The following is a 15,822-nucleotide window of genomic DNA, read 5'->3' on the forward strand; positions in this document are numbered from 1 at the left end:
TTATTTCCTATTGATGTTACATTCGGAGACACAAACGACACACATTGTTTGTTAGAAGATTGGGCACCAAGTCCAAGATATTCCGATGATGGTCATGGTTCTTTTTCTGTCACTTTTACCGCACCACCCGCCAATGCGGACACCGTTACCCTGAGCAAGCTGACCCGGCTGGTGATCGACGAAAACGGCTACCCCGTTGGCACTAAGGGCGGCACCCAGAATTACAGCGGCAACGGCTGGAAGTTTAAAAACGGCACCCTGATTTTGGAGCCTGCTACTGAGAAAAGCTATGACTTTAACGGCACCGACCTGAACCCCCATGGGGTGGCGGGGAACTGCCCGGTTACGGTGGACAGCAACACCACCATCACCAACGGCATTTTCCTGAAAGAAGTCACCGGCAGCGCCCTGAACGGCGTGTTCCTGAATGTTCCCACCGGCTGCGAAAACAGCGCCAAGAAAATTACCGTTTCTGATAACGGAAAAATCACTGCGCTGAAAATGAGCGGTGAAGCTACTGCGCTGGACAGCGCCGCCAATGAACTTTATGTGGTCGGCCAGCCCACCGGTACCCTGTATGTGACCCTGAGCAGCGGCAAGGTACGGGAAGTACAGCTGCCTCTTACGGCTGACCTTGAGCTGCGATTGAACGACCCGGCACCCAAACCCGAGCCGGAACCGGAACCGGAGACCTACACCCTGAAAGTGGTGGGCGGCAGCTTTACGACCGGCGAAAGGGATGCGCTGACCAGCGGCACCGTGCCGGTGGATGCAGAAGCAAAGGTGACCCTTGACCCGGATGCCGTGCCGGAGGGCATGGTGTTCGACCAGTGGACCATCAGCGAGGAAAGCCTGCTGGGCAACCCCAATGTGGCCTACAACGCCGAAAGCTTTACCATCCCGGCCAATGCAGTGGAAAACGGCAAGACCGTTACCGTGGAAGCCCAGTACCGGGAAGCCAGCATCGAAGATGACGGCCCCGGCATTCTGGAAACGGCTGCCATGATCGGCGTTGCCGGTACTGGCGCTGCCGTGCTGGGCTACACCGGCTACATGATCGGCACCGAGCTGTACCTGAATACCGTTCTGCCTGCCGGTGCGGCCATCCCCAACAACGCTGGGGAGCTGGCCCTGCTGCTGTGGGAAGCCGCCGGGACTCCGGCCCCCGCTGCTCTTCTCCCTGCCGATGCTGCCCCGGTCCAGCAGGCCCTTGCATGGGCCATCGAGAACCAGCTCCTCGCCCCGGATGCGTCTGCGGAGGATTCCGTCAGCCGCTGGGAGGTTATTCGGAGCTGGAATCAGCTGAAGGGGTAAGTGGCGAACCCTCTCAGTCAAAGCTTTCGGCTTTGCCAGCTCCCCCAAAGGGGGAGCCAAGGGCAATCCCAGATTTAGCAGCATCTGCCCTCTGTGATGTCTTGCCTCTCCCTTCGGGAGAGGTGGCATTGCGCAAGCAATGACGGAGAGGGTGAGGATGCTAACTAAACAGCGAACCCCCCGGTGCGATCTGCACTAGGGGGTTCGCTGTTATTGTTGCTTCAGGAAATATGTACCGCTTCCAGCACCCTGATGCCCTCCTGCTCCATCACATCGCGCAGGGCCTCGAGGTAGCCGGGCTTGTCCACCTTGTTCTCAATGCAGCAGGTCAGCACGCCGTGCAGGCTGGTGACCTCCATTGCAAGGGACGCGCCGTCCGGCAGCACCCAGGTCTGGAAATCGGTCAGGTACGCTTCCAGCTCCGGGCTGTGCGGCAGCAGCGGGCTGCCGATGTAGCTGACCCAGAAATCTGCCGGGAAGCCGCTGATGTACTCGCCCATCTGGAACACACGCTTCTTGATCTTGAGCGCGGCCTTCTGCCGGAACACCTGATACACCCAGCCCATCTGTTCGGCCATGCGGAACAGGCGGCGCTCCGGGGTCAGGGTTTCCCGGATCTCATGGTCGAGCCGCTTTGCAAAGCTGTGGAGCCGGGCCTTCGGTTCCAGCTGCAGGGACAGCTGAAAGGACGCAATGCAGTTGTACAGGGCATGCGGCACCCCCAGCGCCGCGCGGGTGTCGGCGGCATAGCTGTACACAAGGTCGTTCTTTTCCAGATACCGCTGCGCTGCCTGGCAGGTCAGCCCCATGAGGACGCTGAAGGGCTTCACGCCCTCCTTCTGCGCCAGATCCACAAGGCTCTGCCTGTCCAGCCGCAGCCGCTGGAAATGGGGCGTGCCCTCGTGGATCTGCAGCACGTCCTTCTGCATGTCGTTGGCCACCTGGCTCTCCGGGCAGCGGGCCAGCAGCTGTTCCACATCATAGGGCGGGTCAGAAGCAAGGGCCTCGCACACAAAACCAGCGTTGGAGCGCAGGTTGCAGTAGAGCTTGAGCAGCAGGGTGAAAAAGGGCGCGCCGCCCCGGCCATCGGCTAGGAAGTGGAACCAGTCCAGATAGACCGTGTTCCCCTCATAGCCCAGCGAGAAGAGATAATCGTTCGTCTCCTCGGGGATCTTTGGCTGGGTGCTGCCCTGCCGCACACGGCAGGGGGCAGTGTTGGGCTCCAGACGGGCCTCCCGCTTTTCCCACACCACATGGCAGAAATAATACTCTGCCAGCGGGCGGGCCGCATCCAGTGCCTGTTGCAGAAGAGCCGGGTCAACGGCCTCCTTCAGCGTGGCCTGATAGCGGCAGAGGACCTGATTTTCACGGTAGTAGTAGACGATGCCCTGAAACACCGCACGCTGCTCTGCATTCATCCGGAATTTACCCCGCGTTCTCGGCCAGATAATCGGCCAGATCGCCGATGGTCACAAAGTTGCGCAGCTCCTTTTCGGGGATGCGCAGACCAAAGGTCTCTTCCAGATCGGCCACGACGGTCAGGATCTCCATAGAGGACAGATCCAGATCATCCATCATCACGCTGTTTTCGTTGACATCCTCGGGCGAGATCTCTGCCACATCCTCCAGAATTGCCAGGATCTGAGACATGATTTCTGCTCTTTCCATCAAAAAATCTTCCTTTCCGTGAGGGATTTTTTATCGCCTGCAAGGGCGCAGTTTCAGTATGCCACGCGCCGGGCCGGTTTAGCCAGCCGGCGGGGCATTCCTGTGTTTTATAATACCTGTTTTATGGAGGAAATGCAACACACCGACCGCCCGGTTTTGCGCTTTTTTTACAATTTCCGCGCTTACCTGCGCAGCAGCTTGCCCATGGCGTTGCGGGGCAGGGGTTCGGCGCTGAACTCCACCGCCGTGATCCGCTGGTACAGCGGCAGGGTACGGTTCAACCCGGTGAGGAAAGCCCGGACCTCCGCCTGCTTTTCCTCGGCACAGCAGATCAGCGCGCCGATCTTTTTGCCCATCTCCTTGACCACGCACTCCTGCACCTCAGGGCAGGCGTTGAGCCTTCTTTCCAGCTCCTCGGGACTGACGTTCTCGCCGGTGCCCAGAATGATTAAGTTCTTCTTCCGGCCCACCATGTAGTAATAGCCGTCCTCGTCCTCACGGGCCAGGTCGCCGGTGTGGAGCCAGCCGTCTTTGTCGATGATCTCAGCAGTGGCCTCGGGGTCTTTATAGTAGCCCAGCATCACACAGCCGCCCCGGATGCAGATCTCGCCGGTCTCATCCAGCTTGTACTCACAGTGGCCGTCCGGCTTGCCCAGCGCCCGGATATGGGGCTCTGCCTGGGCGTAGTTCACCAGACCATCGCCGCAGGTCTCGGTCATGCCGTAGCACTGGGTGATGTACATGCCGTTTTCCACCAGACCCAGCAGCAGCTCGCTGTCGAACATGGCAGAGCTGCCGCAGGGGTTCCACAGGCCGTTCAGCTTATCGGCGCGGCCGCGCTTGACATCCTTGTAGATGCTCTCCATCAGCACCGGGGCCACGGCAATGGAATCGCTGTGCATCAGGCCCAGATCCCGGTAGAAATTCCGCAGGTCACTGCAAAGGTTCAGAGCCCAGCCCTTGAAGGGCCAGGAGAACAGGCAGATAAAGGTGCCCAGATGGAACAGGGGCAGGATGGCAAAGTTGCTCAGGACATCGTTTTTGTCCTCGGGCAGCTGCCGGTGCTTGAAGTCCAGCATGTGGTCGCCCATGGCAACGTGCATCTGCATCACGGTAAAGAAGTTCCGCTCTGCCAGCATCACGGCCTTGCTGCGGCCGGTGGTGCCGGAGGTGAACAGCATGACCATCAGGGCATTGGGGTCGATCTTCTTTTCCAGCCCGCCGGGCGCGGTGTCCTTCCAGACATCCATCGGCCGCAGGCGCTCCCCATACGCAGCCTCCAGCTGCTCACGGCAGCCATAGTCCACCCCATCGTTCAGGATGAGGGCAGGCTCTGCCAGCTCCAGCTCCCAGCTCAGCTCATCCCAGGTCTTTTTCTGGTTCATCGTTACCAGAACAGCCCCGGCCAGCACAGCGCCAAAGGTATTCACGCCGTACTCATAGCAGTTCCGGCTCAGCAGGACCACCCGCTTGCCCTCCACCTCCGGGATGTTCCGGGCAAACCAGGCAGCGGCGCGGCGGATATCCTGTGCATACTCGGCATAGGTCTTTTCCTTCACGGTGCCGGTGGCATCCTCTACCCAGCGGAACGCCACCCGCCCGGGGAATTCCTGCTCCATTGTCCGGGTGACAAGATCATAGACATTGTTTACCATGGTCTGCTCCTTTTTCTCCCGTTTGATTTTACTTGCGCAGCAGCTTGCCCAGCGCGTTGCGGGGCAGGGGCTCGGCGCTGCATTCTACAACGGAGATGCGCTTGTACATGGGCAGGGTGCGGTTCAGTTCGGTGACAAAAGCCTTCACCTGCTGCTGCTTGTCATCCTCACAGCAGACCACGGTGCCGATCTTCTTGCCCATCTCCTTGACGATGCACTCCTTGATGGCATCGCACTTGCCCAGCAGCTTTTCCAGCTCCTCGGGGCTGACGTTCTCGCCGCTGTCCAGAATGATGAGGTTCTTCTTGCGGCCGGTCATATAGTAGTAGCCTTCCTCGTCCACGCGGGCCAGGTCGCCGGTGTGGAGCCAGCCGTCCTTGTCGATGGTCTCGGCAGTGGCCTCGGGGTCCTTATAGTAGCCCAGCATCACGCAGCCGCCGCGGACGCAGATTTCGCCGGTCTCGTCCACCTTGACCTCACAGAAGCCGTCCGGCTTGCCCAGGGCACGCAGGTGGTCGCCCTCCTGGGTCACGTTCAGCAGGCCATAGCCGGCCAGCTCGGTCATGGAGTAGCACTGATTGATGTAGAAGCCATTCTTCACCAGATCGCTCAGAATGGCGGGATCAAGGATGGCAGAGCTGCAGCTCAGGTTCCACAGCCCGTTCAGGCGGTCGGCATGGCCGCGCTTGACCTCGTTGCAGATCATCTCCACCAGCACCGGAGGGGTAGACATGGCATCGCTGTGCATCAGGCTCATATCCCGGCGCAGGTCGCGGGCATCACAGCAGAGATTCAAGGTCCAGCCCTGTATGCCATAGACAAAGTAGCAGATGAAACCGGCCAGATGGAACATGGGCACCAGCGTAAAGTGGCTGAAGGTCTGGTCGAGGTACTGGGGTACCAGCCGCTCCTCATAATCAAGGACGGACTTCAGGCCATCGATGTACATCTGGCAGGCGGTGAAGTAGTTCTTCTCGCTCAGCATCACGCCCTTGCTGCGGCCGGTGGTGCCGGAGGTGAACATCAGCATCAGCAGACCCTCGTGGTCGATGCGGTTGACCATCTCAGCCTCAGGGGCAGCGGTCCAGGCATCCATGGGGCGGAGCCGAGCGCCGTAGAGTGCTTCCAGCTGGGCGCGGTAGCCGTAATCGATGCCGTCATTGAAGATGAGGTCCGGCTCCACCATGCCCAGCTCATACTCCAGCTCGGCCCAGGTCTTGCCCTGGTTCAGGGTCACGATGACAGCGCCTGCCATCATGGTGCCGAAAACGACCGCGCCGTACTCATAGTTGGTGCGGCTCAGGATGACGATCTTCTTGCCCTTGGGCTCGCCCAGCTCCTGCTGCAGGTAGCCGGTCGCTTTGCGGATATCCTGCACATACTGAGCGTAGGTCTTTTCCACCACCGTGTCCTTGCCCTCCACATAGCGGAACGCCACACGGTCAGCATACTTATTCTGCATCGCAGAGATCATATCAAAAACGGTCATCGGCATATTTGCCACGGTCACAACTTCGTTACAAGCCTTGTTTGCCATTATTTTACACTCCCTGTTTATTTTTGTTAAATTATTCCCTTTTGTTTCCGCCAAATGGAATCTTCTGGGCACTCTAGCCTAGAGTATACCGCATAGAGGGCTCAAATGCAAGATTTAATTGCACAAATATGCAACTTAAACTTGCAGTCAATCTGTGCACCCGGATGTAAATCCTGCCTTTTGTTGCGGGCAGGCCGTGAGTGTGGTACACTTTTCCCGGTATCCGCCCATCGTGCTTTCTCCCTGCGTTTGATTGACAGCAAGGGCAAAAAGCATTATACTTATTATAAATATCTCTAATTTTTAACATGATGCGCCAAAAATCCGGCAATTCTGCCATCCCGGGGCGGGGTGCGGCGCAGAGGAGGACCTTTTTATGGAGGGAACCAAACGCCGTGCCGCAAATTCGCTGGGCATGTTCGATCTGCTCAAGGGTGTCGGCATGCTGACCATCGTCTTTGCCCACACCGGTGAGCTTTACCCCATGGGCGATGCCAGCCACATCAACCCGCTGACCTTTTGCATGTTCGCCTACCGCGAATCCCTGATGGCGGCTTTTTACATTGCCAGCGGCTACGGCTTCCGCAAGCGCTCCATCGGCAAGTGTATCGACCAGCAGTTCAAAACGCTGCTCAAGCCTTACATCTATACCGGCATTGCCACCACCGTGTTCCATTTTATCATCCATTACAGCCTGTTCGGCAGCCTGCACAACGCCACCTACGAGACCTACAAGGTGCTGGGCGGCTTTGCACTGGGCCTGCCCCACACGGCCACCTATTTCGGCCAGCTGTTCTTCTCCTGCGGCCCCATGTGGTATCTGCTCTCGCTGATGATCGCATGGATCCTGCTGGATCTCATCCTGAATATCTTCCCGGAGCAGTACATAAACTGGGCGGTGCTGGGTACCATGCTGTTAGGCTGGGGTATCTGTATCACCTGGGAGGCTCCTTTTTGCATCGGCCAGGGCATGGTCACCGTTCCGGCTCTGTATGTGGGTTACCTTGCCAAGAAGTATAAGATCTTTGAACAGCCTCTCTCGCCCCGTCTGCGCGGCGGGATGATCGCGGCGGCGCTGGCTGTGGCCGCACTGGTGCTTCTTACCAAGAGCACCGACTGCGTCTCGATGGCCGAGTGGACCCTCGGCCCCGTGAGCATCCTGCTGGATGCCGTGACGGGCCTGGGCATCCTTTCCATCGTCATCTGGTTCCAGCGCAGGGTGGAGAACGTTGTCACCCACGCCATTCAGGCCATTGGCCGTCGTTCGCTGTTCATCTTCTGCGTCCACACTGTGGAGCTCACGGCCATTCCCTGGTATCTGATGCCCCAGAAGTTTGCGGCTCACCCGGTGCTGGGCATGGTGCTGCAGTTCACCCTTTCGCTGGGCTCCACCCTGCTCATCTGCGAACTGCTGGTGCGCCGCCGGGACCTGAAGTTCTGGCTCACCTCCCGCCGGGAGCAGAAGGCGGCGGAAGCGCCCCGCCGGCGCAGCGCCCGCGCCGAAGCGCCTGAACGTCATTTTGCGGCAAAACACTGATTTTTTGCAGAGGGTGCCCCCTCTGCTGAAGTGAAATAATATTATGAGGAGAATCCGGTTATGAACAACGCAGCTCCTGAGAACACTGCGGCTCTGCAGGAAAAGATCGCCGAGCTGGAACAGCAGCTCAAGCTTTCGGACGAAGGTGCTTCCCATCTGGCAGAGCGCTGCCTTTCCCTGGAACAGAAAGTGCAGTCCTACCTTGCGGCACACCCCCAGCGCGAGATGCATACTGACTCGCCCACTCTGCTGCAGCCGCTGCTCTATTATGATGCAGGCTTCGGCTTTTCGGAAAAGGACACCCTGACCGCGCCCGACTGCACCACCGACGAGCTGACCGGTGCCGTGACCGCGACCTTTGAGCTGCCGGTGGCCGTGCAGGCCCTGCGGTTCGACCCGGGTGAGCTGCCCTGCTGCATCACCAACCTGATCTTTTCAGACGACCGCATCATCTGCGTGCCCACCAACGGCCTGAACCTTTCCGGTGGAAGCACCCTGTTCCTGGGCGATGACCCCAACTACCGGCTGGAGGGCACCACCCACTACCCCGCCGGGATGAAGCTGGTGGTGAGCTACGGCTACTTCCCGCTGGAGACCCTGACGGACGAGCCTTTGTTCTGCGCCGTGCTGCAGGGCGTGCAGCAGCTCCAGCTGCGCAAGGACAGCGAAAAACAGCATATCCAGCAGCTGGAGCAGAATGCCGCGGCCCAGCAGCAGATGGTGGCCGCCCTGCAGCAGGAGATCGCACAGCTGCACCAGAAAAACGCCGATCTGCAGGCCCGGAGCACTGCCTACGAGACCTCGCTGGAAAGCGTGTTTTCCAGTAAAAGCTGGAAGCTCACTGCTCCCATCCGCAGCCTGATGCGCCTGTTCCACCGTGGAAACTGAGAAGCGGAACGGAGGAACAGCCATGTATAACAATTACACCCCCCTGCAGCAGCGTCAGCTGGCCCTGCAGGAGTACAGCAACACCCAGAGCACCTATCTGCTGGTCTGCGCATCGGCCCGCAGCACGGCCCTGAAAGCCACCTTGACTGACCAGCTCCACCGCAAGTTCCGGCTGGTGGACCGGCTGGGCGGGGAGCTGACCGCAAGCGTGGACGGCGTGCTTCTGGCCGCCGAGGACGTGGAGCTGATGTCCACCGCCCTGATGTTCTTTGCCAAAGCCCTGCAGGATGGTGCGGATTACGCCGTCTGCAATGCTGTGTTCGGCTTTGGCGGGGCGACTGCCCTCTATCAGAGCCAGCCGCTGCAGGCGCAGAACCGCTGCGCCGTGGTCAGCCGTACCCTGCTGGAGCGCTGCCGCGCCGCCGCCCATGACCCCGAAAATGTGCCCGAGCTGCTGGCGCTGGCCGCGCAGCTCTGCACTAAGCCCACCCTCATTCCGCAGGCCCTGCTCCACTACGAGCGCGGCATCTGCGCCGAGGATGCGTTTTCGGCCCACGGCAAACGTGCCTTTATTATGAGCCATGTGCTGGATATGACCGGCGCACCCATCGTGCTGGTGAGCGCCGTGCCGGTGCTGCGCAGCATGGGGTATGAGGTACTTGTGCTGGGCCCCAGTGACGGCGGCTCCCTGCATCTCTTCCTGGATGCCGGGGCCTCGGTCATCACCCGGTCGTCCTGCCGCAATGTCTCCGATGCCTGGGGCATGGCCCTCTGTGCCGACTTCGTCATCGCCAACACGGTGGTCATGGCCCGGGCTGTCCGTGCCCTGAGCGGCACCGCCGTGCCGGTGCTGTGGTGGCTCCATGATGCCTTTGCTGGCTATCCCCACATTGCCCACCAGATCCCCACCCAGCTGGGAGAGAATGTCCGGGTCTACTCGGTGGGCAGCCACGCCGCCAACGCCATGCACGCCGTGCGGCCCGACTTCGAGATCCGGCCGCTCATCTACGGCCTGCCCGATTACGCGGCAGAGAACTTTGTCTGCACCGATCTGGGCTACAACCGCGGCCGCCCGCTGTTTGCCACTGTGGGCTCCTTTGAGCGCCGCAAGGGCCACGATATCTTCTGCAAGGCCATCCGCCTGCTGCCGCCCGAGGTACGGGAGAAGGCCTCCTTCCTCTTTGTGGGCCAGGCCGCTGACAAGGAGATGATGGACTCCGTCCGCGCCCTGACCGCAGACTACCCGGAAAACGTGTACTACTGCAAGCGGCTCACCCGTGACGAGATCAAGAGCCTGATGGAGCAGTGCACCGGTTTGGTCTGTGCTTCCCGCGATGATCCCATGCCCACCTTTGTCACCGAGGGTCTGATCTTCGGCAAGCCGTCCATCGTATCGGAGCACACCGGCACCGCCGGGCTCATCTCCGAGGGGCGGAACGGCTTCGTTTACCACAACGACGACCCGCAGCAGCTGGCTGTCCTGCTGGAGTACGCCATTGAACACCCGGAAGAGCTGGCCTCCATGCGGACAGAATGCCGTAAAATGTACGAGCAGTATTATTCCAAGGAGGCTTTTGAGCAGACGCTCCGGGCTGCTGTGGAAGATCTGACAGCGAAAAAGTAACACAAAACCTCTCCGTCATTGCTTCGCAATGCCACTTCTCCTCATAGGGGCAACAGCAACAACCGCCGCCAGTGGCGGATAAAGGGCGTTGCTGCTGGGGCCGCGGCCAGCAAGACACAAGTGTTGTTTCCAACACGAAGTGGATGCTGGGAGCCGCAACCCGAACCTGGCAAACGAAGTAAGCCTGAGAGGTTCTTTTTTATCATATCACACAAAGTGACGAGAAAAATTTTGTTTCAGTTCACAAAAACAAGGTTCCGCTGTGTTATACTGCAAGCAGTATCGTGAAAGGAGCCTTGTCCCATGGAACAGACCAACACCCCCCAGCAGCCCTCCCGCAAAAAGGCAATCCTTTCGCTGCTGGTGCTGCTGGCTCTGACCTGTGTAGTGGTTTTCATCTTCAGCAGCCACTGGGCCGAGATCTCGACCGCGCTGGCCCAGCTCTCCCTCTGGCAGGTGCTGCTGGTGCTGGCCATCGGCCTGACATACCCACTGCTTGAGGGAATCGTCTGCTGGCTCATCATCCGCTGCCGCCTGCCGGGGTTCACCCTGCGGCGCGGCATGGATGCCGCCTTTGTGGGCATCTTTGGCAACGTGGTCGGCCTGGGTGCCGGGGCTGTGCCCATGGAGTCCTACTATCTCTACCACTGCGGCCTGCCGCTGGGCCCCGGTGTGGGCCTGATGACCCTGCAATATGTATTCCACAAGACCACCGTTCTGCTCTATGCCACTGTGATGCTCCTGCTGCAGCACCGTTGGCTCGCCGCCAACACCTCCGGCGTGATGCATTATCTGCCCGCCGCCTACTGCGTGGTGGCGCTGGTCATCGTGACGCTGGTGCTGCTCTGTGTCTCGCCGCTGGTGCAGCGGCTGGCCCGCTGGGCCATGGGCTTTCTGCCCAAAACAGAACCGTGGCAGACTCGCCGGGAAAAGTGGCTGGAGCAGCTGGACACCCTGGCCACCGAGAGCCGCCTCCTACTGGCCGACAAGGGTCGCTGTGCCCGCATCCTTGCCGTGCAGACCCTCAAGCTGTTTCTGATGTTCACCCTGCCGTGGTTCTGCATCCGGTTCATGGGGCTTTCCTGCGGGCTGAGCTTCTGGCAGGTACAGCTGCTCACCAGCCTGATGCTCTTCCTTTCCAACGCCCTGCCCAATGTGGCAGGCATGGGCTCCATTGAAACAGCCTTTCTGCTGGTGTTCAGCAGCTTTATGACCAGCGGCGAGGCCATGAGCACCCTGATGCTCTTCCGCATCGCAAGCTACTATTTTGTGTTTGCCGCCAGCGCCGCAGGCACCTTTGCGGCGCAGAAGCATCTGGAGAACAGTTGACATCCTGCGCATTCCGGCACTATAATGAAAGCGTACTCTTTGAAGATCTCTGGCCGCCCAGCTGGGCGGCCCGCCAAAGGAGAACGCCTTATGGAAAACAAAAGTCTCCGTTTTTATGCCATCATGGCCCTCTGGGTCGTGTTGTTCGTGATGTTGTTCGTATCCAACCGCCGCGTTGACCTGAAAACTGATATCAATAAAAGCACTTCTGTCTCCGTCAGCGTGGAGGATACCGTCAGCCTGAGCCCCTCTGTGGTCACCACCCGTGCCTATTCTGCGGGCGATGATACTTATCAGGCATTTTTCGAGATCCTGCAAAACGCGAGCTGTTACCAAAAGTTCAACCAGAATGTCCGCTCCTACTCCCACGACTACGAAGCGCATTCCATCACCCTGCGCTTTGCAGACGATGCCAGCCAGAACCTGCTCTTCACCGTCTATTCAGACGGAGTCTGTCAGGTAAACGGAAAATTCGTCTTCCTCCGCTCCCCCGATGGAAACGCGGGGGCGATCTACCAGCTGCTGCGGGATGCGGTGGTGTAAAGAATGTCGTCCGCTCCCCGGGATGCGGCTGATCAACGACCGGGACAAAACAAAAATCGGGGCACTCAGGTGGTCAAGCTGAGTGTCCCGTTTTTGTTTTCATCTGCGCACAGTGCCGTACCAGAGCCCTGTGTGCCGCGCAGCGGATGCAGAGCAAACCAGAATGCTGCATCCTGCCAAGAAAAAGAGAATATGGAATGGAGGAATGGAACGGAGCGCTTGCAGACGCTCCGTTTTCTTGGTGCATCGTGGTTAGAATTAGCTAACCGCCGCTGCGAGAACAGAATACCATAAGCGGTTAGTCTTGTCAACCCTCAATTTGCAATTTTTCCCGAAAAAGGTGTGTGTCGCCGGGGTTTTAGCGTTTTTTCTACATTCTGCCCAAAGAATCCCCCTTGCTTTGGAAGAAAACCCACTTGTTTTCTATTGCTTTTTAAAGTGGTTCTTGTTATTATAGTAACGCAAGATTTTGTGGGCAAGTTTTCATTTTTGTCTACACCTTGTAGTTGGAACTGCCGCAGACGGCAGTTCAAGACCGTTTCGCCCCCAGAAAGCCGCCTATGCAGTGCGGTTTTTCAAAGGCTCAATAGTTAGAATGTGCTAACCTGCGCATGGAATGGAGCAAGGAGGTTCCAATGATCAATTTTGAACAGTGGGAAGGCTTTGAGGGCCGCATCTGGAAAGAGGAAGTCAATGTCCGCGACTTCATCCAGAAGAACTACACCCCGTACGACGGCGACGAAAGCTTTCTGGCTGGCCCCACCGAGGCGACCGATAAGCTGTGGGGTGCCCTGCAGAAGCTGCAGAAGGAAGAGCGCGCCAAGGGCGGCGTGCTGGACATGGAGACCGAAGTCGTCAGCAGTCTGACCGCTTACGGCCCCGGCTATATCGACGAGACCCTGAAGGATCTGGAGCAGATCGTCGGTCTGCAGACCGACAAGCCCCTGAAGCGTGCATTCATGCCCTACGGCGGCATCAAGATGGCAGAGCAGGCCTGCACCACCTACGGCTATCAGCCCAGCGAGGAGCTGCACAAGATCTTTACCGACTATACCCGCACCCACAACCAGGCTGTGTTCGATGCCTACACCCCTGAGATGAAGGCTGCCCGCCACACCCACATCATCACCGGCCTGCCCGACACCTACGGCCGCGGCCGCATCGTGGGCGACTACCGCCGCGTGGCCCTGTACGGCATCGATGCCCTGATCAAGTTCAAGCAGGAAGATTTCGCCAACTGCGGCGACGGCACCATGACCGATGACGTGATCCGCCTGCGCGAGGAGATCGCACGCCAGATCAGCGCCCTGAAGGGCATGAAGAAGATGGCCGAGGCCTACGGCTGCGATATCTCCCAGCCCGCTAAGAACGCCAAGGAAGCCTGCCAGTGGCTGTACTTCGGCTACCTGGCCGCCATCAAGACCCAGAACGGCGCTGCCATGAGCGTGGGCCGCATCTCCACCTTCCTGGATATCTACATCCAGCGCGATCTGGAGAACGGCACCCTGACCGAGAGCCAGGCTCAGGAGCTGATCGACCACATGGTGATGAAGTTCCGCATGGTCAAGTTTGCCCGCATCCCCAGCTACAACCAGCTGTTCTCCGGTGACCCCGTGTGGGCCACCCTGGAAGTGGGCGGCATCGGCATGGACGGCCGCAGCATGGTCACCAAGAACTGCTACCGCTTCCTGCACACTCTGGAAAACATGGGCCCCGCACCGGAGCCGAACCTGACCGTTCTGTACTCCTCTGCCCTGCCCGAGAGCTTCAAGAAGTACGCCGCCAAGGTGTCCATCAACACCAGCTCTGTTCAGTACGAGAACGACGATGTGATGAAGCCCGTGTGGGGCGACGATTACTCCATCTGCTGCTGCGTGTCTGCCACCCAGACCGGCAAGGAGATGCAGTTCTTTGGTGCCCGTGCCAACCTGGCAAAGTGCCTGCTGTATGCCATCAACGGCGGCGTGGACGAGAAGAGCCACGAGCAGTGCGGCCCCAACTATGCCCCCATCACCAGCGAGTACCTGAACTATGACGAGGTCCTGCCCAAATATGTTCAGATGCTGGACTGGCTGGCCGGCCTGTACGTCAACGTGCTGAACCTGATCCAGTATATGCACGACAAGTACTACTACGAGGAAGCCGAAATGGCCCTGATCGACACCGATGTGCGCCGCACCTTTGCCACCGGCATTGCAGGCTTCTCCCACGTCATCGACTCCCTGAGCGCCATCAAGTACGCCAAGGTCAAGGTCGTGCGCGATGAGACCGGCCTGGCCACCGGCTATGAGGTGGAGGGCGACTTCCCCAAGTACGGCAACGATGACGACCGTGCCGATGAGATCGGCGTGTGGCTGCTGCGCACCTTCCTGGAGATGATCAAGAAGCGCCACACCTACCGCAACTCCGAGGCTACCACCTCCATCCTGACCATCACCTCCAACGTGGTGTACGGCAAGTACACCGGTGCTCTGCCCGATGGCCGTGCCGCCTTTACCCCCTTTGCACCCGGTGCAAACCCCAGCTACGGTGCGGAGCAGAACGGCCTGCTGGCTTCCCTGAACTCTGTTGCCAAGCTGCCCTACCACTGGGCTCTGGACGGCATCTCCAACACCCAGACCATCAACCCCGAGGCTCTGGGCCACAGCGAGGAGGAGCGCAAGGAGAACCTGGTGCAGGTGCTGGACGGCTACTTCGATCAGGGTGCACACCACCTGAACGTGAATGTGTTCGGCAAGGAGAAGCTGCTGGATGCCATGGAGCACCCCGAAAAGGAAGAATACGCCAACTTCACCATCCGCGTCTCCGGCTATGCGGTCAAGTTCATCGACCTGACCCGCGAGCAGCAGATGGACGTGATCTCCCGTACCTGCCATGCCGCACTGTGACCCTGTCGGTCTCGTCCACTCGCTGGAAAGCTTCGGCTCGGTGGACGGGCCGGGTGTCCGGTTCGTTGTCTTTCTGCAGGGCTGTGCCCTGCGCTGCAAATACTGCCACAACCCCGAAACGTGGAGCGCTGAGGGCGGCACGGAATGGTCTCCGGAGAAGCTGTTCCAGCACGTCTGGCGCTACCGCAATTACTGGGGCAAGAAGGGCGGCATCACCGTCAGCGGCGGCGAGCCGCTGCGGCAGATGGACTTCTTGACAAAATTCTTCCAGCTGGCGCGCGCCAAGGGGGTGCACACCGCGCTGGACACGGCCGGTCAGCCGTTCCAGCCCGATGACCCCGCCTACCTGGCCGCCTTCGATACCCTGATGGCTTCCACCAGTCTGGTGATCCTGGATCTCAAGGAGATCGACCCGGAGAAGCACCGTCAGCTTACCGGCCGGGACAATGCCAACATCTTAGCCATGGCACGGCACATCTCTGATCTGGGCGTTCCGCTCTGGATCCGGCATGTGCTGGTGCCCGGCCTCACCGATGACGAGGAGGGCCTGCGCAGGACCGCAGATTTCATCCGCAGCCTGAAAACGGTGCAGCGGGTGGAGGTGCTCCCCTACCACACGCTGGGGCTGTTCAAGTGGCAGAAGCTGGGCATCTCCTATCCCCTGCCCGATGCTGTTCCCCCCACGGCGGAACAGGTCCGCCGGGCGGAGGAATTGTTGGAAGTGGCTAAGTACCCCGGCTGAACTGCACCGGCAGGGTAGACTGGGAAAGCTTCATCCTGACTTAAACAAAAAGAATGACCCTCTCTATCACGCTGACGTATGCCCGCTCCCTTTTGTG

12 protein-coding genes are annotated in these 15,822 nt (G+C 59.4%); 8 read left to right on the top strand and 4 right to left on the bottom strand.

Going from position 1 to position 15,822, the window contains the following annotated elements; translation table 11 throughout:
• Window positions 1–48 precede the first annotated feature (48 nt).
• Window positions 49–1,314, top strand: a complete 1,266-nt coding sequence (locus tag J3352_RS07920; protein WP_156066519.1) for a hypothetical protein — start codon at window positions 49–51, stop codon at window positions 1,312–1,314.
• Window positions 1,315–1,535: 221 nt separating this feature from the next.
• On the opposite strand, the gene J3352_RS07925 is transcribed toward J3352_RS07920, so the two are convergent.
• The 4 genes from J3352_RS07925 to J3352_RS07940 form a co-directional block, all read right to left on the bottom strand.
• Window positions 1,536–2,732: a hypothetical protein gene (locus J3352_RS07925; protein ID WP_156066517.1), complete on the bottom strand. Its 1,197-nt coding sequence runs from the start codon at window positions 2,730–2,732 to the stop codon at window positions 1,536–1,538.
• A 7-nt stretch (window positions 2,733–2,739) separates the two neighbouring features.
• On the bottom strand, window positions 2,740–2,982 hold the full coding sequence (locus J3352_RS07930) for an acyl carrier protein (protein ID WP_005934955.1): 243 nt from the start codon (window positions 2,980–2,982) through the stop codon (window positions 2,740–2,742).
• 182 nt (window positions 2,983–3,164) lie between these two features.
• Window positions 3,165–4,637, bottom strand: a complete 1,473-nt coding sequence (locus tag J3352_RS07935; RefSeq protein ID WP_156066515.1) for a class I adenylate-forming enzyme family protein — start codon at window positions 4,635–4,637, stop codon at window positions 3,165–3,167.
• A 28-nt stretch (window positions 4,638–4,665) separates the two neighbouring features.
• Entirely contained in the window at window positions 4,666–6,174 is a 1,509-nt protein-coding gene (locus J3352_RS07940; RefSeq protein ID WP_097773398.1) for a class I adenylate-forming enzyme family protein, read from the bottom strand.
• Between the two features lie 376 nt (window positions 6,175–6,550).
• Between J3352_RS07940 and J3352_RS07945 the strand changes: the two genes are divergently transcribed.
• From J3352_RS07945 to pflA, 7 genes are all read left to right on the top strand, one after another.
• Window positions 6,551–7,711 carry an acyltransferase gene (locus tag J3352_RS07945; RefSeq protein ID WP_097773397.1) on the top strand — a complete coding sequence of 387 codons (1,161 nt, stop codon included), beginning with the start codon at window positions 6,551–6,553 and terminating at the stop codon, window positions 7,709–7,711.
• Window positions 7,712–7,771: 60 nt separating this feature from the next.
• A complete protein-coding gene (locus J3352_RS07950) occupies window positions 7,772–8,599 on the top strand; it encodes a hypothetical protein (RefSeq protein ID WP_097773396.1) in 828 nt (275 codons plus the stop codon).
• Window positions 8,600–8,621: 22 nt separating this feature from the next.
• Window positions 8,622–10,223, top strand: coding sequence for a glycosyltransferase (locus J3352_RS07955; RefSeq protein ID WP_097773395.1), 1,602 nt, complete (start codon window positions 8,622–8,624; stop codon window positions 10,221–10,223).
• A 303-nt stretch (window positions 10,224–10,526) separates the two neighbouring features.
• The gene (locus J3352_RS07960) at window positions 10,527–11,552 is read left to right on the top strand and encodes a lysylphosphatidylglycerol synthase transmembrane domain-containing protein (protein ID WP_097773394.1); all 1,026 of its coding nucleotides are present in this window, start codon (window positions 10,527–10,529) and stop codon (window positions 11,550–11,552) included.
• 90 nt (window positions 11,553–11,642) lie between these two features.
• The gene (locus J3352_RS07965; RefSeq protein WP_097773393.1) at window positions 11,643–12,095 is read left to right on the top strand and encodes a hypothetical protein; all 453 of its coding nucleotides are present in this window, start codon (window positions 11,643–11,645) and stop codon (window positions 12,093–12,095) included.
• A 635-nt stretch (window positions 12,096–12,730) separates the two neighbouring features.
• Window positions 12,731–14,983 (top strand): formate C-acetyltransferase, encoded by a 2,253-nt coding sequence (pflB, locus tag J3352_RS07970; protein WP_097773392.1) that lies wholly within the window; start codon window positions 12,731–12,733, stop codon window positions 14,981–14,983.
• Window positions 14,970–15,725: a pyruvate formate-lyase-activating protein gene (pflA, locus tag J3352_RS07975; RefSeq protein ID WP_097773391.1), complete on the top strand. Its 756-nt coding sequence runs from the start codon at window positions 14,970–14,972 to the stop codon at window positions 15,723–15,725. Before pflB ends, pflA begins: the two co-directional genes overlap by 14 nt.
• Window positions 15,726–15,822: the final 97 nt, after the last annotated feature.

It is taken from the genome of Faecalibacterium sp. Marseille-Q4164, from assembly GCF_017377545.1.
GTDB classification, from domain to species: Bacteria; Bacillota; Clostridia; order Oscillospirales; family Ruminococcaceae; genus Faecalibacterium; species Faecalibacterium duncaniae.